Below are 26,253 nucleotides of genomic sequence, written 5' to 3' on the forward strand. Positions count from 1 at the left end.
CCCAGATGCCCAGCCCGCCCTCCCAGATCCGGAACGCGGCGATCAGGCCCGCGCCGTCCGGTCCGAAGTACGTCTGCCAGTCCGTGATGACGTGGTAGAGCCGGCCGCCGATCAGCCCGAAAGGCACCGCCCACAGGGCGATGTCGTAGATGACGCCGCGCTCACCGCCGCGCGCCTCCCAACGGCGGTCGCCCAGCACCAGCGCGACGATGATGCCCACGATGATGCACAGCGCATACGCCCGCAGCGGGAACGGCCCGAGCTGCCACACGCCCTGCGACGGGCTGGGGATGTAGGCCAGCGTGCTCGTCACGCGGGGACCCTCTGGCGCACTCCCTCGGCTAGTTCCTCGGTCAGCGCCCGCACCGCAGGCAATCCGTCCTTCAGCGCCGAGACGAGTGCCGAACCCACGATCACCCCGTCGGCGTACGCGCCGATCTCGGCGGCCTGCTCCCGCGACCGCACGCCGAGGCCGACGCCGACCGGGATGTCGGACACCTCCTTGACGCGCGCTACGAGTTCGGGTGCGGCGCTCGAGACCGCGTCGCGGGCACCGGTGACCCCCATGGTCGACGCGGCGTAGACGAATCCGCGGGTCGCCTCGACGGTCCTGGCGAGCCGCTCGGGCGTCGACGCCGGCGCCACCAGGAAGATCCGGTCCAGATCGTGAGCGTCCGAAGCGGCCATCCACTCGTCGGCCTCGTCGGGGATGAGGTCGGGGGTGATCAGGCCCAACCCGCCCGCGGCGGCGAGGTCCCTCGCGAACGCGTCGATCCCCCACCGCAGCACCGGATTCCAGTACGTCATCACCACTGCGCGGCCACCCGCGTTGCTGATGGCCTCGACCGCCGCCAGCGTGTCACGCACCCGCACACCGCCCTGCAGCGCCGCCTCCGTGGCGGCGGCGATGACCGGGCCGTCCATCCCCGGATCGGAGTACGGGATGCCGACTTCGATGATGTCGCAACCGGATTCGACCAACGCCGTCATCGCCGAGATCGACGCCGGCACGTCGGGGAACCCGGTCGGCAGGTATCCGATGAGCGCCGCGCGCTTCTCCGCGCGGCAAGCGTCGAACAAGCCACCCAACCGACTCATGAACCGCCTTTGTCCAGCAGACCGAACCATTTCGCCGCGGTCTCGACGTCTTTGTCACCACGCCCCGAGAGGTTGACCAGGATCATCGAACCCGGCCCGAGCTCCTGGCCCAGTTTGAGCGCACCGGCGACCGCGTGCGCGGACTCGATGGCCGGGATGATGCCTTCCGTGCGGCACAGCAGCGAGAACGCGTCCATGGCCTCGGAGTCGGTGATCGGCCGGTATTCGGCGCGGCCGATGTCCTTGAGCAGCGCGTGCTCGGGACCCACGCCCGGGTAGTCCAGACCGGCCGAGATCGAATGCGATTCGATGGTCTGGCCGTCCTCGTCCTGCAGCAGGTAGGAGAACGACCCCTGGAACGCGCCGGGTGAGCCGCCGGTGAACGTGGCGGCGTGCCGACCGGTCTCGACGCCGTCACCGGCCGCCTCGTACCCGATCAACCGCACGCCGGGATCGTCGATGAAGGCGTGGAAGACACCGATCGCATTGGACCCGCCGCCGACGCACGCCGTCACCGCGTCCGGAAGCCGGCCGGCCTGCGCCTGGATTTGCGCCCGCGCCTCGAGGCCGATGATCCGCTGGAAGTCGCGCACCATCAGCGGGAACGGGTGCGGGCCCGCCGCCGTGCCGAAGCAGTAGTACGTCTCGTCGGCGTTGGTGACCCAGTCGCGGAACGCCTCGTTGATCGCGTCCTTCAACGTCTTGGAGCCGGACTCAACCGAGACCACCTCGGCGCCGAGCAGGCGCATCCGCGCCACGTTGAGCGCCTGGCGGGCCGTGTCGACGGCGCCCATGTAGATCACGCAGTCCAGGCCGAGCAGTGCACAGGCCGTGGCCGTCGCGACGCCGTGCTGGCCTGCGCCGGTCTCGGCGATGACCCGGGTCTTGCCCATCTGGCGGGCGAGCAGGGCCTGCCCGAGAACGTTGTTGATCTTGTGGGATCCCGTGTGGTTGAGGTCTTCCCGCTTGAGGAAGATGCGGGCGCCGCCGGCGTGTTCGCTCAGTCGGGTGGCCTCGTACAGCGGCGACGGGCGCCCGCTGTAGTGGCGCTGCAGCCGGTCGAGTTCGTCGAGGAACGTCTGGTCGCCGCGGGCTTTCTCGTACGCCGCGGTGACCTCCTCGATGACCGCCATCAGCGCCTCGGGAACCAGACGTCCGCCGTACGGGCCGAAGTGGCCGCGGGCGTCGGGGTCGTGGCTGGTGGGTTCGGCGACGGCCGCACTGGAGCGCGGCAGGTCCGAGTCGAGGAGTTCGGCCACGCTATCGGGACGGCTTCGGGCAGGACGGATGTGTTCCGGCGGTCACCAGATCGGCCACCGCGCTGCGGGGGTCGCGGCTGGTGACCAGGCCCTCGCCGACGAGCACGGCGTCCGCCCCTGCGCCGGCGTAGGCCAGCAAATCGGCCGGGCCGCGCACGCCGGACTCCGCGACGCGGATGACGTTGGACGGTAGCCCCGGGGCGATCCGCGCGAAGCAGTTCCGGTCCACCGACAGCGTCTTGAGGTCACGGGCGTTGACGCCGATCACCCGGGCACCGGCCTGCAGGGCACGGTCGGCTTCGGCTTCGGTGTGGACCTCGACCAGCGCCGTCATCCCCAGCGACTCGGTGCGCTCCAGCAACGACTCCAACACGGGCTGCTCGAGGGCAGCCACAATGAGCAGCAACATGTCGGCGCCGTGGGCGCGCGCCTCGTGGATCTGGTACGGCCGGACGATGAAGTCCTTGCGCAGGACGGGGATGGACACCGCGGCCCGGACGGCGTCGAGATCGTCGAGCGAGCCGTTGAACCGGCGCTGTTCGGTCAGCACGCTGATCACGCGGGCGCCGCCGTCCTGATAGGCGCGGGCCAGGTCGGCCGGATCACCGATGTGGGCCAGCGCCCCACGCGACGGACTGGCCCGCTTGACCTCGGCGATGACACCGATGCCGGGTTCACGCAGGGCGGCCATCACATCCAGCGGAGGCTTCGCGCGCTGCGCCCGTTCCTTGATTTCGGTAAGGCTGACCACGGCCTCTCGAGCGGCAACGTCGGCGCGGACTCCCTCGATGATGGAGTCGAGCACGGTCGCCGAACTCATAGCCCGTCGATCCCCCTCTGGTACGTCGCCGGCAGATGCCGGATGGTTCTCATCGAAGGGTAGTCGCAGCGACCCCATCGCCTGTCACCGACCCTTCGTGTCGCGATCGGTGGGATCGTGGCCCTCGTCGAGCGCGTCCCACAGCATCCGTTCCGACATCGGCTCCCCCTGTTCCTCCTGTTTCACCGCGGTGGCGCGCCGCGCCGACGGCGCCGCGTACCTGTTCGCCGTCGCGGTCCCCTTCACCGCCGCGCGCATCAGCAACACCGCGCCGGCCAGCACCAGCGCGGCCGCCACCAGCGTGAGCACCGCCCCGGCGAAGTGACGTTCGGTGCCGGTCAGGTCGGCGACCGGCACCTCGGCCAGGTTGGCCGCCCGCGGGGCGACGTCGACGATCACCCACAGCGTGATCCCGAGATAGGCCATCCCCGCGCTCGCCGCCGCCACCAGCACGGCCAGGATCCGCAGCGGCCATCCCCGCACCGCGAGCACCGCGACGGCCGCCGCCGACACCAGCAGCGCAAGTGGGATCAGCGCGGTGGACCACTCCGCCCCGGGCAACGTCGAGGTCTTCGGCTGACCCAGCCCGTCGAACGAGTGCACGTCGACCCATGTCAGCCGCGACGCCACCCACAGCACCGCGGCACCGAGGACGAGGACGAGTTGGGCGATCCGGGTCATGGTTCGCGCAGAGTCTCGGCGGCGGCGACGGCGGCCAGCACCGCCTTGGCCTTGTTGGCCGCCTCGTTGAACTCGTAGGGACCGTTGGAGTCGGCCACAACTCCCCCGCCGGCCTGCACGTAGGCGATCCCGTCACGCATCAGCGCGGTGCGGATCGCGATCGCGAAGTCGGCGTTACCGGCGAAGTCGAGGTAGCCCAGCACCCCACCGTAAAGTCCGCGGCGGGTCTTCTCGACCTCCTCGATGAGCTCCATGGCCCGCACCTTGGGGGCGCCCGACAGCGTGCCCGCCGGGAAACAGGCCGTCACCGCGTCGAGTGCGGTCCTGCCCTCGGCCAGCCGCCCGGTGACCGTCGACACCAGGTGCATGACGTGGCTGTACCGCTCGATGTGGCTGTAGTCCTCGACCCGGACGGTGCCCGGCTCACACACCCGGCCCAGGTCGTTGCGGCCCAGGTCCACCAGCATCAGGTGCTCGGCGCGTTCCTTCTCGTCGGCCAGCAGCTCCTTCTCGAGCAGCAGATCCTCCTCCTCGGTGTCGCCCCGCCAGCGGGTGCCGGCGATCGGATGGGTCGTGGCCTTGCCGTCGGCGACGGTCACCAGCGCCTCCGGACTGGAGCCGACCACCGAGAAGTCCAGTCCCCCAGCCTCATCGGGCACGTTGAGCAGGTACATGTAGGGGCTGGGGTTGGTGACCCGCAGCATCCGGTAGACGTCGAGAGGATCGGCGGCGGTGTCCATCTCGAACCGCTGCGACGGCACCACCTGGAACGCCTCACCGGCCTCGATGTCGCCGACGAGCTTGTCGACGATCGCGGTGTACTCCTCGACGGTGCGCTGCGCCCGGTGCGTGGGGGCCGGCCGGGCGAACGTCGCCACCGCCGAGGGCAGCGACTGTCCCAGCGCCTGAGTCATCACGTCGAGCCTGGCGACGGCGTCGTCGTACGCCCCGTCGACGTTCTCGTCGGTGCCGTTCCAGTTCACGGCGTTCGCGATCAGGGTGATGGTGCCCTCGTGGTGGTCGACGGCGGCGATGTCTGTCGCCAGCAGCAGCAACATGTCGGGCAGTCCGAGATCGTCGACGGCCAGCGAGGGCAGCCGCTCCAACCGGCGGACCATGTCGTAGGCGAAGAACCCGACCAGACCGCTCGACAGCGGCGGCAGACCCGGCAGCGGCGCGGTCTCCAGCAACGCCAGCGTCGACCGCAGCGCCTGCAGCGGATCACCGCCGCTCGGCGCGTCCTTCGGCGTCACACCGAGCCACACCGCCTCGCCGTCGCGGACCGTCAGCGCCGACGGTGCGCCCGCCCCGATGAACGACCACCGCGACCACGACCGTCCGTTCTCGGCGGATTCGAGCAGGAAGGTCCCGGGCCGGTTGGCGGCGAGCTTGCGGTACGCCGACAGCGGCGTCTCGCTGTCGGCGAGCACCTTGCGCACCACCGGCACCACGCGGTGCTCGGCGGCCAGTGCCCGGAAGTCCTCGCGAGAGGTGGTCGTGGCCAGCGACGAGCGCTCGCGCGCGGTGTCGAGGGCGGAGCCGGCGGTGGTCTGCACGTCGCGATTCTCCCAGACCGGTGCGGACCCGTTCGCCGGCAGGAGGCGTAGCGTGAGCGCTCATGAAACGCGGTGACCGAGTCGAGGATTTCCAACTGCCCGACCAGACGGGCGCTGCACGCAGCCTGACGGGTTTGCTGGCCGACGGGCCGGTGGTCATGTTCTTCTACCCGGCGGCGATGACGCCCGGGTGCACGAAGGAGGCCTGCCACTTCCGCGACCTCGCCGCCGAGTTCGCAGCCGTGGGCGCAACGCGCGTCGGCATCAGCACCGACACGGTCGACAAACAGGCCCGCTTCGCCGATACGCAGCGTTTCGACTATCCGCTGCTCTCCGACACCGACGGGGCGATCGCCGAACGGTTCGGCGTCAAGCGGGGCCTATTGGGCAAGTTGATGCCGGTCAAGCGGACGACGTTCGTGATCGACACCGACCGCACGGTGCTCGAGGTGTTCTCCAGTGAGCTCAACATGGACGCCCACGCGGACAAGGCGCTGACCGTGCTGCGCCAGCGCCAGTCCGCCTAAACCAGCTGTGCCCGCATGAAATTCAGCATGCTGGCGCGAAACGTCTTCATCGACAACGCCCTGGCGGCGATGGCGTCGGCGGCGTGGTACATCCCGGGCACGGTGATGAGTTCGCACGGCACCCCACCGGCCGTCAGGCGCTCGGCGTAGTCGACACCTTCGTCGTAAAGCAGGTCGAGCTCACCGACGCCGAGCCAGGCAGGGGGCAGGCCGCCCTGGTCGTGCCTGCGGGCGGCCGCCGCGTACTCGGGAGCGTCGGACACGCGGGGCTCGTGGCCCAGATACGAGGTCCAGCCGAACCGGTTGGACGCCGGCGTCCACACGAACCGACCGCGCCCGGCGTGGTCGTCGCGAAGGACGGTGCGGTCGTCGAGCATCGGGTACACGAGCGCCTGACCCCGCAGCCGAACACCCTGGTCATGACTGCGCTGCGCAACCGTGGCAGCCAGGCCGCCACCGGCGCTCGCGCCGCCGACCACGATCCGGTCCGCGTCGATGCCGAGCGTGGCTGCGTTGGCGCGCATCCACATCAGAACCGCCATGCAGTCGTCGAGCGCTGCGGGGAACGGGTGTTCCGGCGCCAGCCGGTAGTCCGGCGCCACCACGGTGGCGCCGAGTTCGCGCGCCAGCTGACCGGTGATGAAGGCCTCGAATTGCGGTGAGCCGACGACGAACCCGCCGCTGTGAATCCACAGCACGGCGGGACGCGACGAACCGCTTCCCGTCGGAGAGGTGATCACGACCCGGCACCGATGGTCGCCGACACGCGCCTCCGTCACGGTGACACCGCGACCGGACGGGGTGGGCAACCTCATCGCCCTGCGGGTCACGAGCATCGTCGCTCGGTTCGACGGTGCGGACACCAACGGCAGGACCGGGCTGCGCAGATCGCGAGCCACGGAGGCCAACGCCTTCCGCGCGACGATGTACCGCCCCGCCACGACCGCCGCCGCGACACCGAGGATGGCCGCCGACTTCTTCACACCCGGGAGCTTAAGCCTCCGGGGTCAGCAGCACGTCGGCGTCGAAGCAGGTGTGCGTGCCGGTGTGGCATGCCGCGCCGGTCTGGTCGACCTCGAGCAGGACGGTGTCACCGTCGCAGTCCAACCGAACCGAGTGCACGTACTGGGTGTGGCCCGACGTCTCGCCCTTGACCCAGTGCTCACCACGGGAGCGCGACCAGTAGGTGGCCTTGCGGGTGCGCAGTGTGCGGTCCAGTGCGATGTCGTCCATCCACGCCACCATCAGCACCTGACCGGTGCCGCGCTCCTGCGCGACCGCGGTGAACAGGCCGCTGGCGTCGCGCTTGAGGCGCGATGCGATATCCGGGTCGAGAGGCATCAGTGCCCTCTGTTCTTCGCGCAAGCGCTCACCAGTGCCCTCCGTTCTTCGCGCAAGCGCTCATCACCGCACCGTGATCCCTTCCGCCGCCATCGCCGCCTTGACCTGACCGATCGTCAGTTCCTTGAAGTGAAAGACGCTGGCGGCCAACACGGCGTCGGCGCCCGCTTTCACCGCGGGCGCGAAGTGCTCCACCGCACCCGCGCCGCCGCTCGCAATGACGGGCACGGTGACCGCGCCCCGCACCGCACGCAGCATCGGCAGGTCGAACCCGGCTTTGGTGCCGTCGAAGTCCATCGAGTTCAGCAGGATCTCGCCCACGCCGAGTTCCGCTCCGCGCGTTGCCCATTCGACGGCGTCGATACCCGTGCCGCGGCGTCCGCCGTGCGTGGTCACCTCCCACCCGGACGGGGTGGGCGGTTCCCCCTGCGGCACGGTCCTGGCGTCCACCGACAGCACGATGCACTGCGAGCCGAACTGACGGGCCAGTTCGGCCAACAGTTCCGGGCGCGCGATGGCGGCGGTGTTCACCGAGACCTTGTCGGCGCCGGCCCGCAGCAACGCGTCGACATCGGCGATCGCCCGCACACCGCCACCGACGGTCAACGGGATGAACACCTGCTCGGCCGTGCGGCGCACCACGTCGAGCATCGTGGAACGGCCCGACGACGACGCGGTGACGTCGAGGAACGTCAACTCGTCGGCGCCCTCCGCGTCGTAGACCGCGGCGAGTTCGACCGGATCGCCGGCGTCGCGCAGGTTCTCGAAGTTCACGCCCTTCACGACGCGGCCCGCGTCGACGTCCAGGCACGGGATCACGCGGACGGCGAGTTCTCTGTCGGCGGCCATCAGAAGTCCTCCGGCGCGCCGACCGACGCGACGATGTCGAGGATCTCGCCGTGCACCTGTGGCGAACCGGCCAGCACCGACCTCGACTGCGGGGTCCAGTCCGCCCCGGCCAGATCGGTGACCACACCACCGGCGGCCCGCACCAGCGCGACGCCGGCGGCGTGATCCCAGATGTGGTGACCGAAGCTGATCGACGCACCGAGGACACCGGCGGCGGTGTAGGCCAGGTCGAGTCCGGTGGCGCCGTGCATCCGGATCCGATTGCACTGCCTGCTCAGGTTCTCCAGCAGCGCCACCCGCCAGCGGCCGGGGAAGCGCCCACGCGAGTCGATGTTGAACGTCCCGGTGCCGACGACGCAGTCCGACAGCGCACCCTTCTGCAGCGCGGGTTGCTCGACACCGTTGACGTACAACGGTTTTCCCGCAACAGCGGTGTAGCGCTGGGACATGAACGGCAGCCACGTCAGCCCGGCGACCGGCTCCCCGTCGCGCAGCAGGCCGAGCAGGATCGCGGCGGTGGGCAGCCCGGCGGCGTAGTTGAAGGTGCCGTCGATCGGGTCGAGCACCCACACCAGCGGTGAGTCGATGTCGGCGCCGCCGTACTCCTCACCGTGCACCTCGATGCCGGTCGCCGCGGTCAGCGCATCGACGACCTGGCGCTCGATCCTCAGGTCCACCTCGGTGGCGAAGTCGTTGCCCTTCTTCTGCACCGCCGAGTCGGCGCGGTGACCGTTGATGAAGGGTTCGGACGCGGCGTCGAGAATCGCCGCGGCCTCGTCGACCAGACCTTGCAGGTCGGTCTCGTCCAGTGCCATCGACGCCCTACTGCCCCATCGCTGCCAACGCCTCGGGCAGCGTGAAACGCCCGGCGTACAACGCCTTGCCGACGATCGCACCCTCGACGCCACGGTCGGTCAGCGTGCCGATCGCGCGCAGATCGTCGAGGCTCGACACCCCGCCGGAGGCGATCACCGGCACATCGGTGCGGTCGGCGACGCGGCCGAGCAGATCGAGGTTCGGGCCCTCCAGGGTGCCGTCCTTGGTCACGTCGGTGACGACGTAGCGCGAACAGCCCTCGGAGTCGAGGCGGCTGAGCACCTCCCACAGGTCCCCACCGTCGGTCTCCCAGCCCCGCCCGCGCAGGCGGTGCCTGCCGTCCTCGATGAGGACGTCGAGCCCGACCGCGACCCGGTCGCCGTATTCGGCGACGACCTTCGCGCACCACTGCGGGTTCTCCAGCGCGGCGGTGCCGATGTTGACCCGCGCACATCCGGTGGCCAAGGCCGCCTCGAGCGAATCGTCGTCGCGGATGCCCCCGGACAGTTCGACCGCCACATCGAGCTGACCCACCACCTCGGCGAGCAGTTCGCGGTTCGACCCGCGGCCGAAGGCGGCGTCGAGATCGACGAGATGGATCCACTCCGCCCCGTCGCGCTGCCAGCCGAGTGCGGCGTCGAGCGCCGACCCGTATTCGGTCTCACTGCCGGCCTTGCCCTGGACCAGGCGCACGGCACGGCCTTCGACGACGTCGACGGCGGGAAGGAGGATCAACGGCCTTTTCTCAGACACGGACTTCTCTGGCACGACGGACAACCTTAGATCAGAGCCCCTCGACCCAGTTGCGGAGCAGCGTCGCACCGGCGTCGCCGCTCTTCTCGGGGTGGAACTGGGTGGCCGACAACGGACCGTCCTCGACGGCGGCGAGGAACGGCACGTGGTGGGTGGCCCAGGTGAGCAGGGCGTCCGGACTGCCCTCCCACTGCTGGGCGGCGTAGGAGTGCACGAAGTAGAACCGTGTGTCGGGGTCGAGTCCGCGGAACAGCGTCGTCCCGGCCGGGGCGTCGACGACGTTCCAGCCCATGTGCGGGATCACCGGAGCGTCGAGCCGCACCACCGATCCGGGCCACTGCCCGCATCCGGCGGTCTCGACGCCGAATTCGACCCCGCGCGCGAACAGGATCTGCATGCCCACGCAGACGCCGAGGACCGGTCGGCCTGCGGCGATCCGCTCGGCGATGATCTTGTCCCCGCCGATCTCGCGCAGGCCGGCCATGCACGCCTCGAACGCCCCGACGCCCGGCACCACCAGGCCGTCGGCGTTCAGCGCGGCGTCCGCATCGGCGGTGACCTCGACGTCGGCGCCGGTCCGCTCGACCGCGCGCTGCGCCGACCGCAGATTGCCCGAGCCGTAGTCGAGAACTGTGACTTTCTTGCTCACAGGGAGCCTTTCGTGGACGGCACCCCGGTCACGCGCGGGTCGGGTTCGACGGCCTGGCGCAACGCCCGGGCCACGGCCTTGTACTGCGCCTCGGTGATGTGGTGCGGATCCCGGCCGTACAGCGTGCGCACGTGCAGCGCGATGCGGGCGTTGAAGGCCAGCGACTCGAAGACGTGCCGGTTGATCACCGTGTGATACGGCGCGCTCGACCCGGCGATGGTGAACTCGACCATGTAGTCGGGCTCGCCGGTGTGCACGAAGTACGGCCGGCCGGACACGTCGACCGCGGCGTGCGCGAGCGTCTCGTCCATCGGGATGAACGCGTCACCGAAACGACGGATGCCCTTCTTGTCGCCGAGCGCCTGCCCGAGGGCCTGCCCGAGCACGATCGCGGTGTCCTCGACCGTGTGGTGGCCTTCGATCTCGATGTCGCCCGTGGCGTGCACGGTGAGGTCGAAGCTGGCGTGGCTGCCCAGCGAGGTGAGCATGTGGTCGAAAAACGGCACACCCGTGCGGATGTCGACGATCCCGGTGCCGTCGAGGTCCAGATCGACGACGATGTCGGATTCCTTGGTCCTGCGTTCGACGCGGGCCCGGCGGGTGCCGGTCAGCATGTCGGTCATGAGGCTCCTAATCTTGCCGCGAGTTCGGTCTCGACGAGGCGGGCTGAGGCGGCCAGCAGCGCATCGTTCTCTTCGGCCAGCCCGGTGGTGGCCCGCAGATAGCCTGGTATGCCCACATCGCGGATGAGCACACCCTGATCGAGGTAGCGCTGCCAGGTGGCGGGTGCGTCGGCGAACTCCCCGAACAGGATGAAGTTGGCGTCACTGGGCACGACGCGGAAACCGAGCTGGCTCAGGCCGTTCGCCGTCCGGTCCCGTTCGGCGATCAGGGTGGCGACGCTGGCCAGCGTGTCGTCGGCGTGGCGCAGCGCCGCCCTGGCGGCGGCCTGGGTCAGCGACGACAGGTGATACGGCAACCGCACCAGCAGCATCGCGTCGATCACCGCAGGGGCGGCGACCAGATAGCCGAGCCGCCCGCCGGCGAACGCGAACGCCTTGCTCATGGTGCGGCTGACGACCAGCTTGGTCGGGTACTCGTCGATCAGCGCCACACCGCTGGGCTGCGCGGAGAACTCACCGTAGGCCTCGTCGAGGATGAGGATGCCCCCGGTCATCGCGTCGAGCAGCTGCCGGAGGTCATCGAGCGGAACGCTCTGCCCGGACGGGTTGTTCGGGCTGGTGACGAACACCAGGTCGGGGCGCCGGGCGGTGATCTCACCCACGGCGGTGTCGACGTCCAGAGAGAAGTCGTCGGCGCGCAGCGCCTGCAGCCATTCGGTGCGGGTGGCGTCGGCGATGATCGGGTGCATCGAATACGACGGCACGAACCCGATCGCGCTGCGCCCCGGGCCGCCGAACGCCTGCAGCAGCTGCTGCAGCACTTCGTTCGAACCGTTTGCCGCCCAGAGGTTCTCCACGCTCAGCTCGACGCCCGTCCGCAGGTTCAGGTAATCGGCGAGATCGCTGCGCAGTGCCACCGCGTCGCGGTCGGGATAACGGTGCAGCTCGGCGGCCGCCTCGCCCACCGAGCGGGTCACGTCGTCGACGAGCGCCTGGCTCGGCGGGTGCGGGTTCTCGTTCGTGTTGAGCCGCACCGGCACCTGCAATTGCGGTGCGCCGTAGGGCGACTTGCCCCGCAGGTCCTCACGCAGGGGCAGATCCGCCAGGGTGATGCGCTCCCCCACGCTCATGACTCGAACCTCCGCCGCACCGCTTCGCCGTGGGCGGGCAGGTTCTCGGCCTTCGCCAGCGTGATGACGTGACCCGACACGTCCTTGAGCGCCGCCTCGGTGTAGTCGACGACGTGGATGCCGCGCAGGAACGTCTGCACCGACAGACCGCTCTGATGACGCGCGCAACCGGCCGTCGGCAGGACGTGGTTTGACCCGGCGCAATAGTCACCGAGGCTGACCGGGGCGTAGGGACCGACGAAGATGGCTCCGGCGGAACGGATCCGGCCGGCCACCTCGGCGGCGTCGACGGTCTGGATCTCGAGATGCTCTGCGGCGTAGGCGTTGACGACCCGCACCCCGCTGTCGAGGTCGTCGACGAGCACGATCGCGGACTGCTCGCCGGTCAGCGCCGTGCTGACGCGCTGCCGGTGCACCGTGGTCTCCAGCTGCCGCCGCAGTTCGCGGTCGGTGGCGTCGGCCAGATCGGTGCTGGTGGTCACGAGCACGCTGGCGGCCATCTCGTCGTGTTCGGCCTGGCTGATCAGGTCGGCCGCCACGTGGACCGGGTCGGCGGTGTGGTCGGCCAGCACCGCGATCTCGGTCGGCCCTGCCTCGGCGTCGATGCCCACGGCCGACCGGCAGATCCGCTTGGCGGCGGTGACGTAGATGTTGCCCGGCCCGGTGATCATGTCGACCGGCGCGAGTTCGGTGCCGTCGGTGTCGGTGCCCCCGTAGGCCAGCAGCGCGACGGCCTGGGCGCCGCCGACCGCCCACACCTCGTCGACGCCCAGCAGTGCGGCGGCCGCGAGGATGGTGGGGTGCGGCAGACCGCCGTGTTCCGCCTGCGGCGGGCTGGTGATGACCAGTGAGTCGACGCCCGCGGTCTGGGCGGGCACCACGTTCATCACCACGCTCGACGGGTAGACGGCGTTGCCGCCCGGTACGTAGAGGCCGACCCGTTCGACGGGCACCCATCGTTCGCTGACCGTGGCCCCGGGCGCCAGGGTGGTGGTGGTGTCGGTTCGGCGCTGATCGGCGTGGACGGCCCTGGCCCGGTCGATCGCGACCTGCAGCGCCGCGCGGACGTCGGGGTCGAGGTCGGCCAGCGCCGAGGCCAGCCGCTCGGCGGGCACGCGCACCGCGCCGGGACGGACGCCGTCGAACGACTCGCCGTATTCGAGTGCGGCCTCGGCGCCGCGGTCGGCCACGGCGTCGACGATCGGACGGACCTTCGGCACGACGGCGTCCACGTCGACGCCCCCGCGAGGCAGCGCCGACCGCAACTGCGCGGCGGACAGCGTCCTGCCGCGCAAGTCGATGCGGGCCATCGTCACCGGCGATACATTCACGCTGTCCATTGTCCCAGAGCAGGCCAAATCGTATTGGAGCCGTCGTGTCGGAGCTACCGAAGATGTTCCCGGAGTGGCTGGATCGCCTTCAGATCAAGTACTTCAATCCGGTCATCAGGCCGCTGGCGGGCCGCGTACCCGGCCTGGCGCTCATCAAACACACTGGTAGACGGTCCGGGCGGCAGTTCGAGACGCCGGTGACGGCCTACCGCAAAGGCGATGAGCTCGCGATCGTGCTGGGCCACGGGATGACCGACTGGGCGCGCAACGCGATCGCCGCGGGCGAGGCCGACCTGCGGCTGTTCCGTGACGAAGTGCACATCGTCAACCCGCGGATCGTGCCCAACGGGCGCGAGGTCGCGGCCCTGCCGTCGTTCGCCCGCCGTCAGGCCCGCAACATCGCGGTGTTCGTCGCCGACGTGAGCTGAGGGTCCGGTTCGGGCAGGCAGGTGCGGGCGAGGTCCTCCAGGGGGATCCCCAGCACGGCCGCCAGCGCGGCGACCGTGGCGAACGCGGGCGTCGCCAGGCGCCCGGACTCGATCTTGCGGAGCGTCTCGGGTGAGATCGACGCGGCCTGCGCGACCTCGACGAGCTTGCGGTCGCCCCGTGCCTGCCGAAGGTGGGCGCCGAGCCGCTTGCCGGCGGCGCGTTGCTGCGGCGTCAGGGGCGATCGGACCATGGAACGAGGATACGCCATCTCCGGTATGAAAATACCGGTCGCTCCGCTACTCTGGTATTTCTATACCGACAAGGAGAGCGTGTGCTGGAACTCAAGACCCCCCGCGAGATCGCGGCGATGCGCACCACCGGCGCCTTCATCGCAGACCTGCTCGACGATATGGCGTCGCGGGCACAGGTCGGGGTGAACCTGCTCGACCTCGAACACCGCGCCCGCCAGTTGATCGCCGAGCGCGGCGCGGTGTCCTGCTACTGGGACTATGCGCCGTCGTTCGGCCGCGGCCCGTTCCGCAACGTCATCTGCCTGTCGGTCAACGACGCAGTCCTGCACGGCCTCCCGCACGACTACACGCTGCTCGACGGCGACCTGCTCAGCATGGACATCGCGGTCTCGATCGATGGGTGGGTGGCCGACTCGGCACGCAGCATCATCGTCGGCACTCCACGCGACGGCGATCAGCGGCTGATCGAGGCCACCGAACAGGCGCTGGCCGCCGGCATCGACGCCGCCCGGCCGGGCAACCGCCTCGGCGACATCTCGGCGGCGATCGGGACCGTCGCCGCCGACTACGGCTATCCGGTCAACACCGACTTCGGTGGGCATGGACTCGGCAGGACCATGCACGAAGACCCCCACGTGCCCAACCGCGGACGGCCAGGGCGCGGCCTGACGCTGCGACCCGGACTGACACTCGCCCTCGAGCCCTGGCTGGCCCGCGGCACCGACCGGATCGTCTACGACCCCGACGGCTGGACCATCCGGTCGGCCGACGGCTCACGCACCGCCCACAGCGAACACACCATCGCCGTCACCGACGGCGACCCGCTGGTGTTGACGCGTCGCGCGGCCTGACGCGGACCGCGTCTCAGATGTCCAGTCCGATGTCGAGGACACGGACCGAGTGGGTGAGCGCCCCGACGGCGAGGTAGTCGACCCCGGTGCCCGCGTATTCGGCCGCCGTCGCCAGGGACAGCCCGCCGGAGGACTCCAGCCGGGTCGCCGGCGAGCGGGAGTCGCGACGCTGCACGGCGATCTGGGTCTGCCAGACCGGGAAGTTGTCGAGCAGGACCAGCTCGACGTCCTCGGCGAGCACCTCGTCGAGTTGTTCGAGCGAATCCACCTCGACCTCGCAGGTCAGCCCCGGCGCGGCGGCCCGCACGGCCCGCAGCGCGGCGACCACGGAACCGGCGGCCGCCACGTGGTTGTCCTTGATCAGCGCCGCATCGCCCAGACCCATGCGGTGGTTCTCGCCGCCGCCGACGCGCACCGCGTACTTCTGCAACGTGCGCAGGCCCGGCAGCGTCTTGCGGGTGTCCCGGATCCTGGCGTTGGTTCCCGCAACCGCGTCCACCCAGGTCGCGGTCGTGGTCGCGATGCCCGACAGGTGTGAGACGAGGTTGAGCATCGTGCGTTCGGCGGTGAGCAGACCGCGGGTCGGGGCCTCGAGGGTGAGCAGCGCCGCGCCGGGCAGCAGGCTGGCGCCGTCCTCGACGCGGTCGGTCACGCGGTAGCCGTCGGGACCGAGGACCTCGTCGAGCACGAGCAGCGCCACGTCGATGCCCGCGGCGACCCCTGGTTCGCGGGTGCGCATCGCCGCGGTGGTGGCCGCGTCGGCGGGAACGGTCGCCTGAGTGGTGATGTCCGGTCCGTACCGCAGATCCTCCTCGAGTGCGCGCGACACCACCGCACGCGCCTCGGCGATCTCCGCTTTCGACAGTTGACTCAGCAGCACGCGTCCGCCCTCACCTTCAGTCGTACGTGTCCGTGTTCGTCCAGGTCTACCGCGCCGCTGACGGCGTGCGCCGGGTCGGCGCCGGGGTGGTCGGCGCGGTGGTGGCACCCCCGCGACTCGGCGCGCTGCAGCGCGGCGACCGACACCGCCTGCGCCGTCAGGGTGAGCGCGGCGTCCTCGACGTCGGTGCGGGAGCGCAGTGGGCGCGCGGTCGCCGTCGCGAGGAGGTCGCCCAGACGCAGCAGCCCCTCGACGTCGCGCACCACCGAGGCGTCGCGGCTCATCGCCGCCTGCAGGCCCCGGCGGCCGAGCGCCTCACCCACGAGGGTCTCGGGGGCGACGGCCCGGCTCGGACCCGCCGCGGCCGCGTGATCAGCGGCGCCGCGGCCCGCGCGGCCCCCGACGACCAGGCCTTCGAGCAGGCTGTTGGACGCCAGCCGGTTGGCGCCGTGCATCCCGGTGCGGGCCACCTCGCCGGCGGCGAACAGCCCGGGCAGCGTGGTGCGACCGTCGACGTCGGTGACGACGCCGCCGCAGCTGTAGTGCGCCCCGGGCACGACGGGAATGGGCTGACGCGCGGGGTCGATGCCGGCCTGCCGGCACGCCGCCGTGACGGTCGGGAAACGGTGCGCGATCCCGCTCAGATGACGCGCGTCGAGATAGACGCACAGATCCCCGGTGGACCTCAGCCGCGCGTCGATCGCGCCGGCGACCACATCACGCGGAGCCAGGTCACCGAGCGGATGCACCCCCGCGGTCACCGGATCCCCGTGCGCGTCGACCAGCCGTGCGCCTTCTCCGCGCAGCGCCTCGGTGATCAGCGGGCGCCTGCCGCCGGTGCGCCCGTCGAACAGCATGGTCGGGTGGAACTGCACGAACTCGATGTCGCTGACCGGTACGCCGGCCCACAGCGCCAGCGCGATCCCGTCGCCGGTGGCGGCCTCCGGATTCGTGGTGGCGGCGTAGAGGTGGCCGAGACCGCCGGTCGCCAGGATAACCGCCGGGGCGTGCACGATGCCGGGTCCGTCCTCGTTGAGGACCAGCACGCCGGTCACCGCGGCGTCGTCGCGCAGCACCCGGACCGCCACGTGGTCGTGGCGGATGTCGAGCACCCGCGCCGCGCAGTCGAGCGCACGCTGCACTTCGGCGCCGGTCGCGTCGCCGCCGGCGTGGATGATCCGTCGCCGGGAATGGCCGCCCTCGCGCGTCAGCGCCCAGCGGCCGGCGGTGGATTCGTCGAAGCGGGCGCCGTCGTCCACGAGATCGCACACCCCGCGGTACCCGTCGGCCACGATGGACCGAACCGCCTCGGCGTCACACAGACCCCCACCCGCGGCGAGCGTGTCATCGACGTGCGCGTCCACCGAGTCGCCGTCGTCCCGCAACGCGCCGGGCAGCACCACCGCGATCCCGCCCTGGGCGTATCCGGTGGCCGTCGACCCGGCCTGTTCGGAGGCCTTGCTGAGCACGATGACGCGGCGGCCGCGGCGGTGCGCCGCCAGCCCCGCCACCAGACCGGCGACCCCGGTGCCGATCACCACGACGTCAGCGCGCTGCTGCCAGTGCGTGGTGCCGCCGCAACCGCGAAGGGACGCCTTCCCCCCGGTCGCTGCGCTCCTGCCCCCGGGGAGGGTCATTCCCCGCCGCCGGGCTGCCCGATCTCGATCATCCGCTGCACGCTGCGCCGAGCCAGCCGTGCGGTCTCGTGGTCGACGTGCACCTCGTCGGCGCCGACGGTCAGGCAACGCAGCAGCGCGGCGGGCGTGATCATCTTCATGTACCGGCACGAGGCCCGGTCGTTGACCGCCTGGAAGTCGATCTCGGGGGCCGCACGGCGCAGCTGGTGCAGCATGCCGACCTCGGTGGCGACCAGCACCTGACTCGCGCGGCTCTCACGGGCCGCGTCGAGCATGCCGCCGGTCGAGAGGATCTTCACCCGGTCGGCCGGAAACGCGCCCTCGCCGGCGAGGTAGAGCGCCGAGGTGGCGCACCCGCACTCGGGGTGGACGAACAGTTCGGCCTCCGGATGCGCGCGGGCCTGATCGGCCAGTTCGTCACCGTTGATGCCGGCGTGGACGTGGCACTCCCCCGCCCAGATGTGCATGTTCGTCCGGCCGGTGACGCGGCGGACGTGGGCTCCGAGGAACTGGTCCGGGCAGAACAGCACGTCACGGTCGGCCGGGATGGACGCGACGACGTCGACGGCGTTCGAGGACGTGCAGCAGATGTCGGTCTCGGCCTTCACCGCGGCGGTGGTGTTCACGTACGACACCACCACCGCGCCGGGGAACTCGGCCTTCCACTCCCGCAGTTCGTCGGCGGTGATGGAGTCGGCCAGCGAGCAGCCCGCCCTGGCGTCGGGGATCAGGACCGTCTTGTCCGGCGACAAGATCTTGGCCGTCTCCGCCATGAAGTGCACGCCGCAGAACACGATGGTGTCCTCGGGCGCCTCGGCCGCGATCCGCGACAGTGCCAGGGAGTCCCCGACGTGATCGGCGACGTCCTGGATGGCCGGCAGCTGGTAGTTGTGCGCGAGCACGGTCGCCCCGCGCTGCCGGGCCAGGCGGCGCACTTCGGCGGCCCACTCCTCGGTGGGTTCGACGTCGCCGAACTCCGCCGGAAACGTCTCGTCAAGCAGCGTCACGGTGGGCTCCCTCGGTGTCGATTCGGTTTTCGACTTACAATCGAAAACATGGCTCATACTAGCACCGCGCACGAAGTGCTCGCCGTCGTGTTCCAGATTCGCGGCATCGGCCCCGGCGCGGGACACCCCGCCCTGCACGTGCTGTTGTGGCAGCGAGCACTCGATCCGGAGCGGGGCCGGTGGTCGCTGCCGGGCGGCCGGCTCGGCCACGACGAGGACCTCACCACGTCCGTGCGGCGCCAGCTGGCCGAGAAGGTGGACCTGCGTGAGGTAGCCCACCTCGAACAACTCGCCGTGTTCTCCGACCCGGCCCGCGTGCCCGGCGCGCGCACCATCGCCTCGACGTTCCTGGGCCTGGTGCCCTCGCCCGCCACCCCGGCGCTACCGCCGGACACCTGCTGGCACCCGGTGTCCGAGTTGCCGCAGATGGCGTTCGACCACCGCCCGATGGTCGAACACGCCCATACCCGCCTGGCGGCCAAGCTGTCCTACACCAATATCGGATTCGCGCTCACACCAACGGAATTCGCGATCTCGACGCTACGGGACATCTACGGTGCGGCGCTGGGCTACCAGGTGGACGCCACCAATCTGCAACGCGTGCTCGAACGCCGCAACGTCATCACCAGGACCGGCTCCACCGCCCGCTCCGGCCGGGCGGGGGGCCGGCCACCGGCCCTCTACCGGTTCACCGAGTCCCGCTATCGGGTGACCGACGAATTCGCCGCACTTCGCCCGCCCGGGTGAGGCGAGTGGAATCTCATAGACCTCTTAAGTAGCCTTGGCCGGATGGACTTGGGCAGTGTGGCGCGGGAAACCGGCGCCGAGTGGATCGGCCAGCCGTACCACGAGGACGTTTCCCGGGGGGCGCGGCCGTCGGTACCGGCCAAGGACCACTTCTACGAACCGCCCGCGGGTTTCGAACACGCCCGGCCCGGCACGATCCTGCGCTCACGTGACGTCGAATTGGCTTTCATGGGGCTCGTCCCCCAGAAGTTCACCGCCACCCAGCTGCTGTACCGCACGACCGACTTCCGCGGTGATCCGCAGGCCACCGTGACCACCGTCGTGGCACCGACGCAGCGGGATCCCAAGAAGCCGTGCCCGATCGTGTCCTACCAGTGCGCGATCGACGCGGTCGCCGGGCGCTGCTTCCCCTCCTACGCGCTGCGGCGCGGCGCCAAGGCCGTCGGTGCGCTGGCCCAGGCCGAGTTCCTGCTGATCGCCGCCGCGCTCGCCGAGGGCTGGGCCGTCTCCGTACCCGACCACGAGGGCCGGCACGGTATCTGGGGTGCGCCCCACGAACCCGGCTACCACGTGCTCGACGGGGTCAGGGCCGCGCTGAACAGCGACCGTCTCGGGCTGTCGGCGGAGGCGCCGGTCGGCCTGTGGGGCTACTCCGGGGGTGGGCTGGCCACCGCCTGGGCGGCGGAGACCTGTGACGACTACGCCCCCGAGCTCAACATCGTCGGCGCGGTGCTCGGTTCACCGGTGGCCGATCTGGGCAACGCGTTCCGCCGACTCAACGGCAGCCTCTATTCGGGTCTGCCCGCGATGGTCGTGGCGGCGCTGACTCAGAGCTACCCCGACCTCGACCGCGTCATCCAGGAGCACGCGACCGACTCCGGCAAGGCGATGCTGCTGCGCATCCAGAAGATGACGACGGCGCACGCGGTGCTGCGGTGGGTCGGCATGGACATGGGCAAGCTGGTCGACCGGCCGCTGGAGGAGATCCTGCAGACCCAGGAGGTCCAGGAGGTCTTCGACAGCATCAAGCTCGGCACCGCGACCCCGAGGCCGCCGGTGTTGATCGTGCAGGCCGTGCACGACCGCATCGTCTCGGTCGACGACATCGACGCGCTGATCGACACCTACAGCAGCGGCGGCGCCCACGTCACCTATCACCGGGACATGTTCAGCGAGCACATGCTGCTGCACCCGATGTCCGCACCGATGACGTTGCGCTGGCTGCGGGACCGGTTCGCGGGACGCCCGCTGAGCGAGAACCTCACCCGCACCAAGTGGCCGACACTGCTGAACCCGTCGACCTACCGCGGCATGCTTCGGCTCGCGGTAATCAGCGCGAAGGTGATTGCGGGCCAACGGGTAGAGCGCCGTCCACTGTCTCAGTTCGACCGCTGACCGGCTGATACTCCTGCGGCGGCCAGCCGCCGAGGTCGTCCCGGGAGGTCGAGACCGCGCACATCGCGTAGACCAGTGCGCCCAGAGCGGCCGGGAACACCAGCGAACACGCGATCTGCAGCGACGTGTGACCGAAGAACACCGCGGGTGCCTCGACGACGTAGTGCACCCGGCGCTCGGGCGTCACCGGTGCGCCGGCGATGTCGACCACGCCGTACCGCATACGCATCAGGGCCGCTCCGACGCCCGCCGCCGCCGCAGCGGCGCCAGCACCGCCGACCGCGAGCGCCGTGATCAGCACGGGCCCGCGGTGCGCCCGCCACTGCCAGAGCCAGACCGCCGCCACGACGCCGACCACCGACAGCATGCCGACGAACAGGAACGCCGAGGTGAAGAAGTGGTCGGCCTCGCTGCCCAGGTATGCCCGGACGCGGTCACCGGCCCGCGTCAGCGCGACGACACCGTGCACCGGCGGCGCGAGCAGCGACCACAGCGCACCGGTGGCCGCACCGGCCGCCACCAACCCGGCGACCGTGAGCAGCGCGGCCTTTCGCCGCGAATATCGCGGTGCCGCAACATCGTTCACCGTTGTGTCTCCAGATCGTGGGAGTCCAGGACGCCGTGCCTGGAGCACTTCGCCCACCACCCGTCGGGACGGACCTGCACCACCATCCGGCGTCCGCACTCGGCGCAGAACCGGGGCGGTTCCAGACCCAGCTGCGCCGCGGTCGGGACCGCGCCGCCTGCGGGTTCGCCAGTGTAGACGTTGAATTTGGGCGCCATCACAGGCTGGCGTTGAGCGCCTTGATCGGCATCTGCAGGTCGTCGAGCAGTTCGAGATCGGCTTCCGCGGGCCGCCCGAGCGTGGTCAGGTAGTTGCCGACGATGACGGCGTTGATCCCGCCGAGTATGCCCTTCTTGGCGCCGAGGTCACCGAGGGTGATCTCGCGGCCGCCCGCGAAGCGCAGCATGGTCCGGGGCAGCGCGAGCCGGAAGGCGGCGACCGCCTTGAGCGCCTCGGAAGCAGGAAGCACCTCGAGGTCTCCGAAAGGGGTGCCCGGCCGCGGGTTGAGGAAGTTCAACGGCACCTCGTGCGGATCGAGTTCGGCCAAATTCGCGGCGAACTCCGCGCGCTGCTCGAGGGTCTCACCCATGCCGAGGATGCCGCCGCAGCACACCTCCATGCCCGCCTCTCGGACCATGCGCAGGGTCTCCCACCGCTCCTCCCAGGTGTGCGTGGTGACCACGTTGGTGAAGAACGACCGCGCCGTCTCGAGGTTGTGGTTGTAGCGGTGCACGCCCATCGCCGAGAGGCGCTCGACCTGGTCGGCGGTGAGCATGCCCAGCGAGCAGGCGATCTGGATGTCGACCTCGTTGCGGATCGCCTCGATCCCGGCTGCGACCTGCGCCAGCAGTCGCTCGTCGGGGCCGCGGACCGCGGCGACGATGCAGAACTCCGTCGCGCCGGTCTTGGCGGTCTGCTTGGCGGCTTCCACCAGGCTCGGCACGTCGAGCCACGCGCTGCGCACCGGCGAGGCGAACAGGCCGGACTGCGAACAGAAGTGACAGTCCTCGGGGCAGCCGCCCGTCTTGAGGCTGATGATGCCCTCGACCTCGACATCGGGGCCGCACCAGGCCATGCGGACCTCGTGCGCGAGAGCGAGCAGATCGTCGAGACGATCGTCCGACAGTTGCAGCACCTGCAGCGTCTGGTCCTGGTTCAGACCCTCGCCGCGTTCCAGCACCTGTTCGCGCGCCACCGCCAGAATGTCGCTCACCTGGGCTCCCTTCGGTTCTTGAACAGCGTTCAGGTTAGGGTAGCGGTGTGCAGCTGCACAAACGCGACGTGGTGAACGCGGCGACGGCGATCCTGGACGCCTACGGCATCGCCGACCTGACGATGCGCAGGCTCGCCCGCGAGCTCAACGTCTCCCCCGGCGCCCTGTACTGGCACTTCGCCAACAAGCAGGAGCTCCTCGGCGCGGTGGCCGACCAGATCCTGGAACCCGTCGACGATGTGGCCGAAAGTCGGCGCGACCGCGTCACGGCGCTGTGTTCCGCGCTGCGCGACGCGCTGCTGTCGCATACCGATGGCGCCGAGCTGGTGTCGGCCAGCTTCGCGGCCGGCCGGTCGCGGGCGATGACTCGAATCCTCGACTGGCTGGCCGGCGCCGCGGCCGACGCGGGGGTGGCTCCCGAGCACGCCGAACTGGCGGCCCGCACCGTCGTCTACTACGTGCTCGGCTTCACCGTCGACGAGCAGTCGCGCCTCCAGTGGGACGCCGCGGGCGCCCAACTTCCCGACGGGCAGTCCGTGCTCACCGACGACCCGACGGTCAGGTTCACGTTCGGACTGGACCTGCTCGTGGACGGCATGCACGCCCGAACCCGTTCGCGGACATCGACATTCGACCCGACGTGACGGCCGCCGTCGGCCGAGGTCAGAAGCCGCGGTAGCCGGCGATGTCGTTCATCCACTGAGGGTCTCCCGCGTCCACCGACGCGGTCAGCGCCCACATCTGGACTCCCTGATCGTGACCGGACACCACCGCGAAACCGAGTTCACGGCGCGTCTCGCTCGGGCCCGGTCGGATGATCACCTCGACGATCTTGTTCGCACGGCCCTCCGCGGTGACTCCGGCGAATTGGCCCTGCAGGTAAACCGGGCTCTCCGCGACCACCAGATTGTCGGCCTTGGGGACGTCGTTACCGCTGCCGACGAGGGCGTCCACGTCCGGATAGGTGTGGCTCGGACCCGTCCGCAGCGCGGGCGAATAGACACACGAGAGCAGGTTCTCGCCTTCGTCGGTGGGCGCCGACTTCTCGGCGTAGTCGACCACCGCCAGGTACGTGTTGACGATCGCCTGGCCCGAGGCGCCCGCATCGCCGAGCGCCGCGAAGGGCACCGGCGGCTTCTGGTGTGAGCCGCCGGTCTCGCTCAAGGCGCTTCGCCACCGATCGCGCCACGAGTCGAGGTGCTCCGAGATGTACGGAACGCATCGGTCGATCCGGTCCGAGTAACTCAGCTTCATGAACTCCGAGTGGCCGGACTCGATCGTGGTCGGCGGCGCGCCGGGGTGGTAGAAGAAGTTCATGATCAGCGACGTGCCACCGACGATCGCGCCGATGACGGCGATCGCCGTTGTCGTCCACCAGTGCAGTCGACCGGGACTCCAGTGAGAGGCCCCGCCGGACTCCTCGTCGGATCGTTTGGCCACTGACCCGTAAGTTACCCCCAGCAGGTGCGGACGGTCAGCTGATCGGATACTCGACGCGGTTGTCGCCGTCCCAGTGGCGCAGGCCCACGATCCGGCAGCGGATGTCGGAGGCCAGGCCCGGCACCCCCACCGCGGCGGGTAGCTGCTCGGGCGGCATGCGGCGCGCCAGCGTGACGTGGGGGGTCCACTGCCCGGGCGCGGTGTGCGGAAGCGGGGCGCCGTCGACGAAGGGCCGGCACACCCGGTCGACCTCGCGGTGCAGATCGAGCAGGGGCGCCGACGGCACCAGCAGTCGCACGAGGATCAGCGCGCGGACACCGAACAGCATCGGCGCCCCGATCAGCCCGTCGATCGGCAGTCGCTGCAGGAGCGGGCGCAGCGCCTCGTCCACCCCGTCGGCCATGTGCCCGGCCACGGTGAGCGTCACATGCGGTCGGTTGCTGGGTGAGCGGTTGGCGGCCTGACTGCGTACCCCGGCGGCGTCCAGGTCAGCCCAGACGCGGCGCACGGCCGCGTCGGTGCGGGGGTCGAAGAGCAACTCGACCGAGTGGACCATCTACAGCAGGCCCGCGAGCCAGACCGGGTCGAAAGCCGTCGCGCAGATCCGTTCGAAGTCGACGGCGCTGACCGAACCGGCGCCGGCGGGCAGCGCCGCCCGCACCGGGGCGAGCCGGGCCAGCGCGTCGCGGTTGTCGATCTCGGCCGCACCCGGTTGGGCGGGCCAGGCGCCGATCACCAGGCCCGCGCATGGAATGCGCCGGGCGCCGAGCGATTCCAGGGTCAGCGCGGTGTGGTTGAGGGTGCCGAGACCCGGTGCGACCACCACCAGCACGGGCGCGGCGAGTTCGGTGGCGATGTCGCGCAGCGTGACACCGCCCTGGCCGAGTTCGACCAGCAGCCCGCCCGCACCCTCCACGAGCGTCAGCCGGCCCGGCGCGTCGGCCCCGCGGATCATGCCGATCAGCTCGTCGCGCGTCGGCAGTGCGGTGCCCGCGCGCTGCGCCGCGGCCACCGGCGCCAACGGGTCCGGGTAGCGCCATCCCGAGTGCAGGGCGTCCACCCCGGCCAGCCTGCCGATCTCGACGAGGTCGTCGTCCCCCGCACCGCCGGCCGGACCGATCCCGGTCTGGACGGGTTTGCACACCGCGACGTCTATTCCGGCGACACGGGCGGCGCAGGCGAGCGCCGCGGTGGCCACGGTCTTGCCGACGCCGGTGTCGGTCCCGGTGACCACGAGCACGCTCATCGGCGCGCCGCCGTCAGCACGTCGGTGAGCACCCGCCGGGCGGTGTCGAGGTCCTCGGGGGTCAGCGACGCCCGCGCGGTCAGGCGCAGCCGGGAGGTGCCCTCGGGCACGGTGGGCGGCCGGAAGCACCCGACGCGCACACCCCGCTCGAGGCAGGCGGTCGCCGCGGCCAGTGCCACCTCGGGTTCTTCGAGGATCACCGAGACGACGGCGGAGTCGGGCCGTGCGGGCACGTCGCACGCCTGTGCCAGTGCGGCGGCGTTGTCCAGCACCGCGCGGGCACGCGACGGTTCGTCGACGAGCACCTCCATCGCCGCCCACGCCGCACCGACCGCGGCCGGCGCCAGGCCCGTGTCGAAGATGAACGGACGAGCGGCGTCGATCAGGTGGTCGCGCACGGCGAGGGGGCCGAGGACGACCCCGCCCTGGCTGCCCAGGGCCTTGGACAGCGTGGTGGTCATGACCACGTCCGGGGCGCCGGCCAGACCGACCTCGTCGAGCAGCCCGCGGCCGCCGTTGCCGCGCACGCCGAGTCCGTGCGCCTCGTCGACGATGAGCAGTGCGCCGTGTCGGCGGCACACCTCGTGCATGTCCCGAAGCGGCGCCAGCACCCCGTCCGCGGAGAACACCGAATCGGTCACCACGACCGCTCGGTGTTCGTCGCGGGTGGCCAGCGCGGTCTCGATCGCGGTGACGTCACGGTGCGGGGTGACCACGACGCGGGCCCGCGACAGCCGGCTGGCGTCGACGAGCGACGCATGGGTCAGCGCGTCGGACACCAGCAGCGAACCGCGGCCGGACAGTGCCACCACCGCACCGAGGTTGGCGGTGTATCCGGAGGAGAACACCAGCGCGGACTCGGCGCCGGTGAATGCGGCCAGCGCGCGCTCGAAGCCTTCGTGCAGTTCGGTGTTGCCGGTGACCAGCCGCGAACCAGTCGACCCGGCGCCCCACTCGCGCAGCGCGCGCACCGCGCCCTCGACGACGCGTGGATGCGTGGACAGGCCGAGGTAGTCGTTGGAGGCCAGGTCCACCGCGGTACCACCCGGCGGCCTGCTGCGCAGTGCGCGGCGCAGGCCAGCGGCGCGCCGCTGGTCGGCGACATCGTCGAGCCAGGCCAGGGGCGACAGACCGGCGCGGGTCACGGGCGACCTCCTCG

32 protein-coding genes are annotated in these 26,253 nt (G+C 70.8%); 6 read left to right on the plus strand and 26 right to left on the minus strand.

Annotation, left to right across the window (positions count from 1 at the left end; genetic code table 11):
* The 6 genes from AU195_RS24280 to AU195_RS24305 all read right to left on the minus strand — a co-directional run.
* Nucleotides 1-313: prolipoprotein diacylglyceryl transferase family protein (locus tag AU195_RS24280; RefSeq protein WP_172800712.1), on the minus strand; the 313-nt coding region annotated here is incomplete at its 3' end.
* Nucleotides 310-1,098 (minus strand): tryptophan synthase subunit alpha, encoded by a 789-nt coding sequence (gene trpA, locus AU195_RS24285; protein ID WP_059161574.1) that lies wholly within the window; start codon nucleotides 1,096-1,098, stop codon nucleotides 310-312. The genes AU195_RS24280 and trpA, both read right to left, overlap by 4 nt.
* Nucleotides 1,095-2,357 (minus strand): tryptophan synthase subunit beta, encoded by a 1,263-nt coding sequence (gene trpB / locus AU195_RS24290; protein ID WP_059161575.1) that lies wholly within the window; start codon nucleotides 2,355-2,357, stop codon nucleotides 1,095-1,097. The genes trpA and trpB overlap by 4 nt, the downstream gene beginning before the upstream one ends.
* A gap of 1 nt (nucleotide 2,358) precedes the next feature.
* A complete protein-coding gene (trpC, locus tag AU195_RS24295) occupies nucleotides 2,359-3,177 on the minus strand; it encodes an indole-3-glycerol phosphate synthase TrpC (RefSeq protein WP_059094785.1) in 819 nt (272 codons plus the stop codon).
* Nucleotides 3,178-3,261: 84 nt separating this feature from the next.
* A complete protein-coding gene (locus AU195_RS24300) occupies nucleotides 3,262-3,858 on the minus strand; it encodes a TIGR02234 family membrane protein (RefSeq protein ID WP_059161576.1) in 597 nt (198 codons plus the stop codon).
* Nucleotides 3,855-5,363, minus strand: coding sequence for an anthranilate synthase component I (locus tag AU195_RS24305; protein ID WP_172800718.1), 1,509 nt, complete (start codon nucleotides 5,361-5,363; stop codon nucleotides 3,855-3,857). Before AU195_RS24305 ends, AU195_RS24300 begins: the two co-directional genes overlap by 4 nt.
* 113 nt (nucleotides 5,364-5,476) lie before the next feature.
* Here AU195_RS24305 and AU195_RS24310 point away from each other — a divergent pair, with 113 nt between their 5' ends.
* A complete protein-coding gene (locus AU195_RS24310) occupies nucleotides 5,477-5,941 on the plus strand; it encodes a peroxiredoxin (RefSeq protein ID WP_059161578.1) in 465 nt (154 codons plus the stop codon).
* Here the strand turns inward: AU195_RS24310 and AU195_RS24315 are convergent.
* From AU195_RS24315 to hisD, 9 genes are all read right to left on the minus strand, one after another.
* Entirely contained in the window at nucleotides 5,938-6,924 is a 987-nt protein-coding gene (locus tag AU195_RS24315; protein ID WP_059161579.1) for an alpha/beta hydrolase, read from the minus strand. The genes AU195_RS24310 and AU195_RS24315 overlap by 4 nt on opposite strands.
* A 10-nt stretch (nucleotides 6,925-6,934) precedes the next feature.
* Nucleotides 6,935-7,282, minus strand: coding sequence for a phosphoribosyl-AMP cyclohydrolase (gene hisI / locus AU195_RS24320; RefSeq protein ID WP_059161580.1), 348 nt, complete (start codon nucleotides 7,280-7,282; stop codon nucleotides 6,935-6,937).
* Nucleotides 7,283-7,345: 63 nt separating this feature from the next.
* Nucleotides 7,346-8,131, minus strand: coding sequence for an imidazole glycerol phosphate synthase subunit HisF (gene hisF / locus AU195_RS24325; RefSeq protein ID WP_059094790.1), 786 nt, complete (start codon nucleotides 8,129-8,131; stop codon nucleotides 7,346-7,348).
* Entirely contained in the window at nucleotides 8,131-8,946 is an 816-nt protein-coding gene (locus tag AU195_RS24330) for an inositol monophosphatase family protein (protein ID WP_059161581.1), read from the minus strand. Before AU195_RS24330 ends, hisF begins: the two co-directional genes overlap by 1 nt.
* Before the next feature lie 7 nt (nucleotides 8,947-8,953).
* Entirely contained in the window at nucleotides 8,954-9,700 is a 747-nt protein-coding gene (gene priA, locus AU195_RS24335; RefSeq protein WP_059161582.1) for a bifunctional 1-(5-phosphoribosyl)-5-((5-phosphoribosylamino)methylideneamino)imidazole-4-carboxamide isomerase/phosphoribosylanthranilate isomerase PriA, read from the minus strand.
* Between the two features lie 31 nt (nucleotides 9,701-9,731).
* Nucleotides 9,732-10,349 carry an imidazole glycerol phosphate synthase subunit HisH gene (gene hisH / locus AU195_RS24340; RefSeq protein ID WP_059161583.1) on the minus strand — a complete coding sequence of 206 codons (618 nt, stop codon included), beginning with the start codon at nucleotides 10,347-10,349 and terminating at the stop codon, nucleotides 9,732-9,734.
* On the minus strand, nucleotides 10,346-10,972 hold the full coding sequence (gene hisB, locus AU195_RS24345; RefSeq protein ID WP_059161584.1) for an imidazoleglycerol-phosphate dehydratase HisB: 627 nt from the start codon (nucleotides 10,970-10,972) through the stop codon (nucleotides 10,346-10,348). Before hisB ends, hisH begins: the two co-directional genes overlap by 4 nt.
* On the minus strand, nucleotides 10,969-12,102 hold the full coding sequence (locus AU195_RS24350) for a histidinol-phosphate transaminase (RefSeq protein ID WP_059161585.1): 1,134 nt from the start codon (nucleotides 12,100-12,102) through the stop codon (nucleotides 10,969-10,971). Before AU195_RS24350 ends, hisB begins: the two co-directional genes overlap by 4 nt.
* Nucleotides 12,099-13,412 (minus strand): histidinol dehydrogenase, encoded by a 1,314-nt coding sequence (hisD, locus tag AU195_RS24355; protein WP_172800719.1) that lies wholly within the window; start codon nucleotides 13,410-13,412, stop codon nucleotides 12,099-12,101. The genes AU195_RS24350 and hisD overlap by 4 nt, the downstream gene beginning before the upstream one ends.
* 65 nt (nucleotides 13,413-13,477) lie before the next feature.
* On the opposite strand from hisD, the gene AU195_RS24360 reads away from it, so the two are divergent.
* A complete protein-coding gene (locus AU195_RS24360; RefSeq protein ID WP_059161587.1) occupies nucleotides 13,478-13,861 on the plus strand; it encodes a nitroreductase family deazaflavin-dependent oxidoreductase in 384 nt (127 codons plus the stop codon).
* Here AU195_RS24360 and AU195_RS24365 read toward each other — a convergent pair.
* The gene (locus AU195_RS24365; RefSeq protein WP_059161588.1) at nucleotides 13,819-14,112 is read right to left on the minus strand and encodes a helix-turn-helix domain-containing protein; all 294 of its coding nucleotides are present in this window, start codon (nucleotides 14,110-14,112) and stop codon (nucleotides 13,819-13,821) included. The two genes, AU195_RS24360 and AU195_RS24365, sit on opposite strands and share 43 nt — an antisense overlap.
* An 81-nt stretch (nucleotides 14,113-14,193) precedes the next feature.
* Here AU195_RS24365 and map point away from each other — a divergent pair, with 81 nt between their 5' ends.
* Nucleotides 14,194-14,964: a type I methionyl aminopeptidase gene (map, locus tag AU195_RS24370; RefSeq protein ID WP_059161589.1), complete on the plus strand. Its 771-nt coding sequence runs from the start codon at nucleotides 14,194-14,196 to the stop codon at nucleotides 14,962-14,964.
* Between the two features lie 13 nt (nucleotides 14,965-14,977).
* Here map and nadC read toward each other — a convergent pair whose 3' ends face one another.
* Genes nadC through nadA form a run of 3 tightly spaced genes read right to left on the minus strand, consistent with a single transcriptional unit; the run spans nucleotide 14,978 to nucleotide 18,545 of the window.
* A complete protein-coding gene (gene nadC, locus AU195_RS24375; protein ID WP_059161590.1) occupies nucleotides 14,978-15,844 on the minus strand; it encodes a carboxylating nicotinate-nucleotide diphosphorylase in 867 nt (288 codons plus the stop codon).
* Nucleotides 15,835-17,481, minus strand: coding sequence for an L-aspartate oxidase (locus AU195_RS24380; RefSeq protein ID WP_059161591.1), 1,647 nt, complete (start codon nucleotides 17,479-17,481; stop codon nucleotides 15,835-15,837). The genes nadC and AU195_RS24380 overlap by 10 nt, the downstream gene beginning before the upstream one ends.
* On the minus strand, nucleotides 17,478-18,545 hold the full coding sequence (nadA, locus tag AU195_RS24385) for a quinolinate synthase NadA (RefSeq protein ID WP_502687385.1): 1,068 nt from the start codon (nucleotides 18,543-18,545) through the stop codon (nucleotides 17,478-17,480). The genes AU195_RS24380 and nadA overlap by 4 nt, the downstream gene beginning before the upstream one ends.
* Here nadA and AU195_RS24390 point away from each other — a divergent pair.
* Together AU195_RS24390 and AU195_RS24395 are read left to right on the plus strand one after the other, a co-directional pair.
* Nucleotides 18,537-19,235 carry an NUDIX hydrolase gene (locus AU195_RS24390; protein WP_059161593.1) on the plus strand — a complete coding sequence of 233 codons (699 nt, stop codon included), beginning with the start codon at nucleotides 18,537-18,539 and terminating at the stop codon, nucleotides 19,233-19,235. The two genes, nadA and AU195_RS24390, sit on opposite strands and share 9 nt — an antisense overlap.
* Nucleotides 19,236-19,277: 42 nt before the next feature.
* Complete coding sequence (locus AU195_RS24395; protein ID WP_059161594.1) at nucleotides 19,278-20,630, plus strand: lipase family protein; 1,353 nt, start codon at nucleotides 19,278-19,280, stop codon at nucleotides 20,628-20,630.
* On the opposite strand, the gene AU195_RS24400 is transcribed toward AU195_RS24395, so the two are convergent.
* The 3 genes from AU195_RS24400 to bioB are packed head-to-tail and all read right to left on the minus strand — an operon-like array spanning nucleotide 20,566 to nucleotide 22,408.
* Nucleotides 20,566-21,216: a DUF2567 domain-containing protein gene (locus AU195_RS24400; protein ID WP_059161595.1), complete on the minus strand. Its 651-nt coding sequence runs from the start codon at nucleotides 21,214-21,216 to the stop codon at nucleotides 20,566-20,568. The two genes, AU195_RS24395 and AU195_RS24400, sit on opposite strands and share 65 nt — an antisense overlap.
* Nucleotides 21,213-21,413, minus strand: coding sequence for a biotin synthase auxiliary protein BsaP (bsaP, locus tag AU195_RS24405; RefSeq protein WP_059161596.1), 201 nt, complete (start codon nucleotides 21,411-21,413; stop codon nucleotides 21,213-21,215). Before bsaP ends, AU195_RS24400 begins: the two co-directional genes overlap by 4 nt.
* A complete protein-coding gene (gene bioB, locus AU195_RS24410; RefSeq protein ID WP_059161597.1) occupies nucleotides 21,413-22,408 on the minus strand; it encodes a biotin synthase BioB in 996 nt (331 codons plus the stop codon). The genes bsaP and bioB overlap by 1 nt, the downstream gene beginning before the upstream one ends.
* Nucleotides 22,409-22,455: 47 nt before the next feature.
* Here bioB and AU195_RS24415 point away from each other — a divergent pair, with 47 nt between their 5' ends.
* Nucleotides 22,456-23,052 (plus strand): TetR/AcrR family transcriptional regulator, encoded by a 597-nt coding sequence (locus AU195_RS24415; protein ID WP_059161598.1) that lies wholly within the window; start codon nucleotides 22,456-22,458, stop codon nucleotides 23,050-23,052.
* A 19-nt stretch (nucleotides 23,053-23,071) separates the two neighbouring features.
* Here the strand turns inward: AU195_RS24415 and AU195_RS24420 are convergent, their stop codons facing one another.
* From AU195_RS24420 to AU195_RS24435, 4 genes are read right to left on the minus strand one after another with little or no spacing between them, the layout of a single operon-like run.
* Complete coding sequence (locus tag AU195_RS24420; protein ID WP_059161599.1) at nucleotides 23,072-23,848, minus strand: hypothetical protein; 777 nt, start codon at nucleotides 23,846-23,848, stop codon at nucleotides 23,072-23,074.
* A 34-nt stretch (nucleotides 23,849-23,882) separates the two neighbouring features.
* A complete protein-coding gene (locus tag AU195_RS24425) occupies nucleotides 23,883-24,404 on the minus strand; it encodes a 2'-5' RNA ligase family protein (protein ID WP_059161600.1) in 522 nt (173 codons plus the stop codon).
* Nucleotides 24,405-25,094 (minus strand): dethiobiotin synthase, encoded by a 690-nt coding sequence (bioD, locus tag AU195_RS24430; protein WP_059161601.1) that lies wholly within the window; start codon nucleotides 25,092-25,094, stop codon nucleotides 24,405-24,407.
* Nucleotides 25,091-26,239: an 8-amino-7-oxononanoate synthase gene (locus AU195_RS24435; RefSeq protein ID WP_059161602.1), complete on the minus strand. Its 1,149-nt coding sequence runs from the start codon at nucleotides 26,237-26,239 to the stop codon at nucleotides 25,091-25,093. Before AU195_RS24435 ends, bioD begins: the two co-directional genes overlap by 4 nt.
* Nucleotides 26,240-26,253 lie beyond the last annotated feature (14 nt).

Origin of the sequence: Mycobacterium sp. IS-1496, assembly GCF_001499995.1 — a bacterium.
Classification (GTDB): Bacteria; Actinomycetota; Actinomycetes; order Mycobacteriales; family Mycobacteriaceae; genus Mycobacterium.

Bases quoted from the DNA above. Each gene is read 5' to 3' on its own strand.
- AU195_RS24300 (WP_059161576.1), bottom strand. From the start codon at position 3,858: ATGACCCGGATCGCCCAACTCGTCCTCGTCCTCGGTGCCGCGGTGCTG.
- AU195_RS24425 (WP_059161600.1), bottom strand. From the start codon at position 24,404: ATGGTCCACTCGGTCGAGTTGCTCTTCGACCCCCGCACCGACGCGGCC.
- AU195_RS24380 (WP_059161591.1), bottom strand. From the start codon at position 17,481: ATGACCCTCCCCGGGGGCAGGAGCGCAGCGACCGGGGGGAAGGCGTCC.
- AU195_RS24310 (WP_059161578.1), top strand. From the start codon at position 5,477: ATGAAACGCGGTGACCGAGTCGAGGATTTCCAACTGCCCGACCAGACG.
- trpA (WP_059161574.1), bottom strand. From the start codon at position 1,098: ATGAGTCGGTTGGGTGGCTTGTTCGACGCTTGCCGCGCGGAGAAGCGC.
- hisB (WP_059161584.1), bottom strand. From the start codon at position 10,972: ATGACCGACATGCTGACCGGCACCCGCCGGGCCCGCGTCGAACGCAGG.
- bioD (WP_059161601.1), bottom strand. From the start codon at position 25,094: ATGAGCGTGCTCGTGGTCACCGGGACCGACACCGGCGTCGGCAAGACC.
- AU195_RS24395 (WP_059161594.1), top strand. From the start codon at position 19,278: ATGGACTTGGGCAGTGTGGCGCGGGAAACCGGCGCCGAGTGGATCGGC.
- hisI (WP_059161580.1), bottom strand. From the start codon at position 7,282: ATGCCTCTCGACCCGGATATCGCATCGCGCCTCAAGCGCGACGCCAGC.
- AU195_RS24350 (WP_059161585.1), bottom strand. From the start codon at position 12,102: ATGAGCGTGGGGGAGCGCATCACCCTGGCGGATCTGCCCCTGCGTGAG.
- AU195_RS24390 (WP_059161593.1), top strand. From the start codon at position 18,537: ATGGCTCATACTAGCACCGCGCACGAAGTGCTCGCCGTCGTGTTCCAG.
- trpC (WP_059094785.1), bottom strand. From the start codon at position 3,177: ATGAGTTCGGCGACCGTGCTCGACTCCATCATCGAGGGAGTCCGCGCC.
- bsaP (WP_059161596.1), bottom strand. From the start codon at position 21,413: ATGGCGCCCAAATTCAACGTCTACACTGGCGAACCCGCAGGCGGCGCG.
- hisD (WP_172800719.1), bottom strand. From the start codon at position 13,412: ATGGCCCGCATCGACTTGCGCGGCAGGACGCTGTCCGCCGCGCAGTTG.
- nadA (WP_502687385.1), bottom strand. From the start codon at position 18,545: ATGAGCCATGTTTTCGATTGTAAGTCGAAAACCGAATCGACACCGAGG.
- AU195_RS24330 (WP_059161581.1), bottom strand. From the start codon at position 8,946: ATGGCACTGGACGAGACCGACCTGCAAGGTCTGGTCGACGAGGCCGCG.
- AU195_RS24365 (WP_059161588.1), bottom strand. From the start codon at position 14,112: ATGGTCCGATCGCCCCTGACGCCGCAGCAACGCGCCGCCGGCAAGCGG.
- hisF (WP_059094790.1), bottom strand. From the start codon at position 8,131: ATGGCCGCCGACAGAGAACTCGCCGTCCGCGTGATCCCGTGCCTGGAC.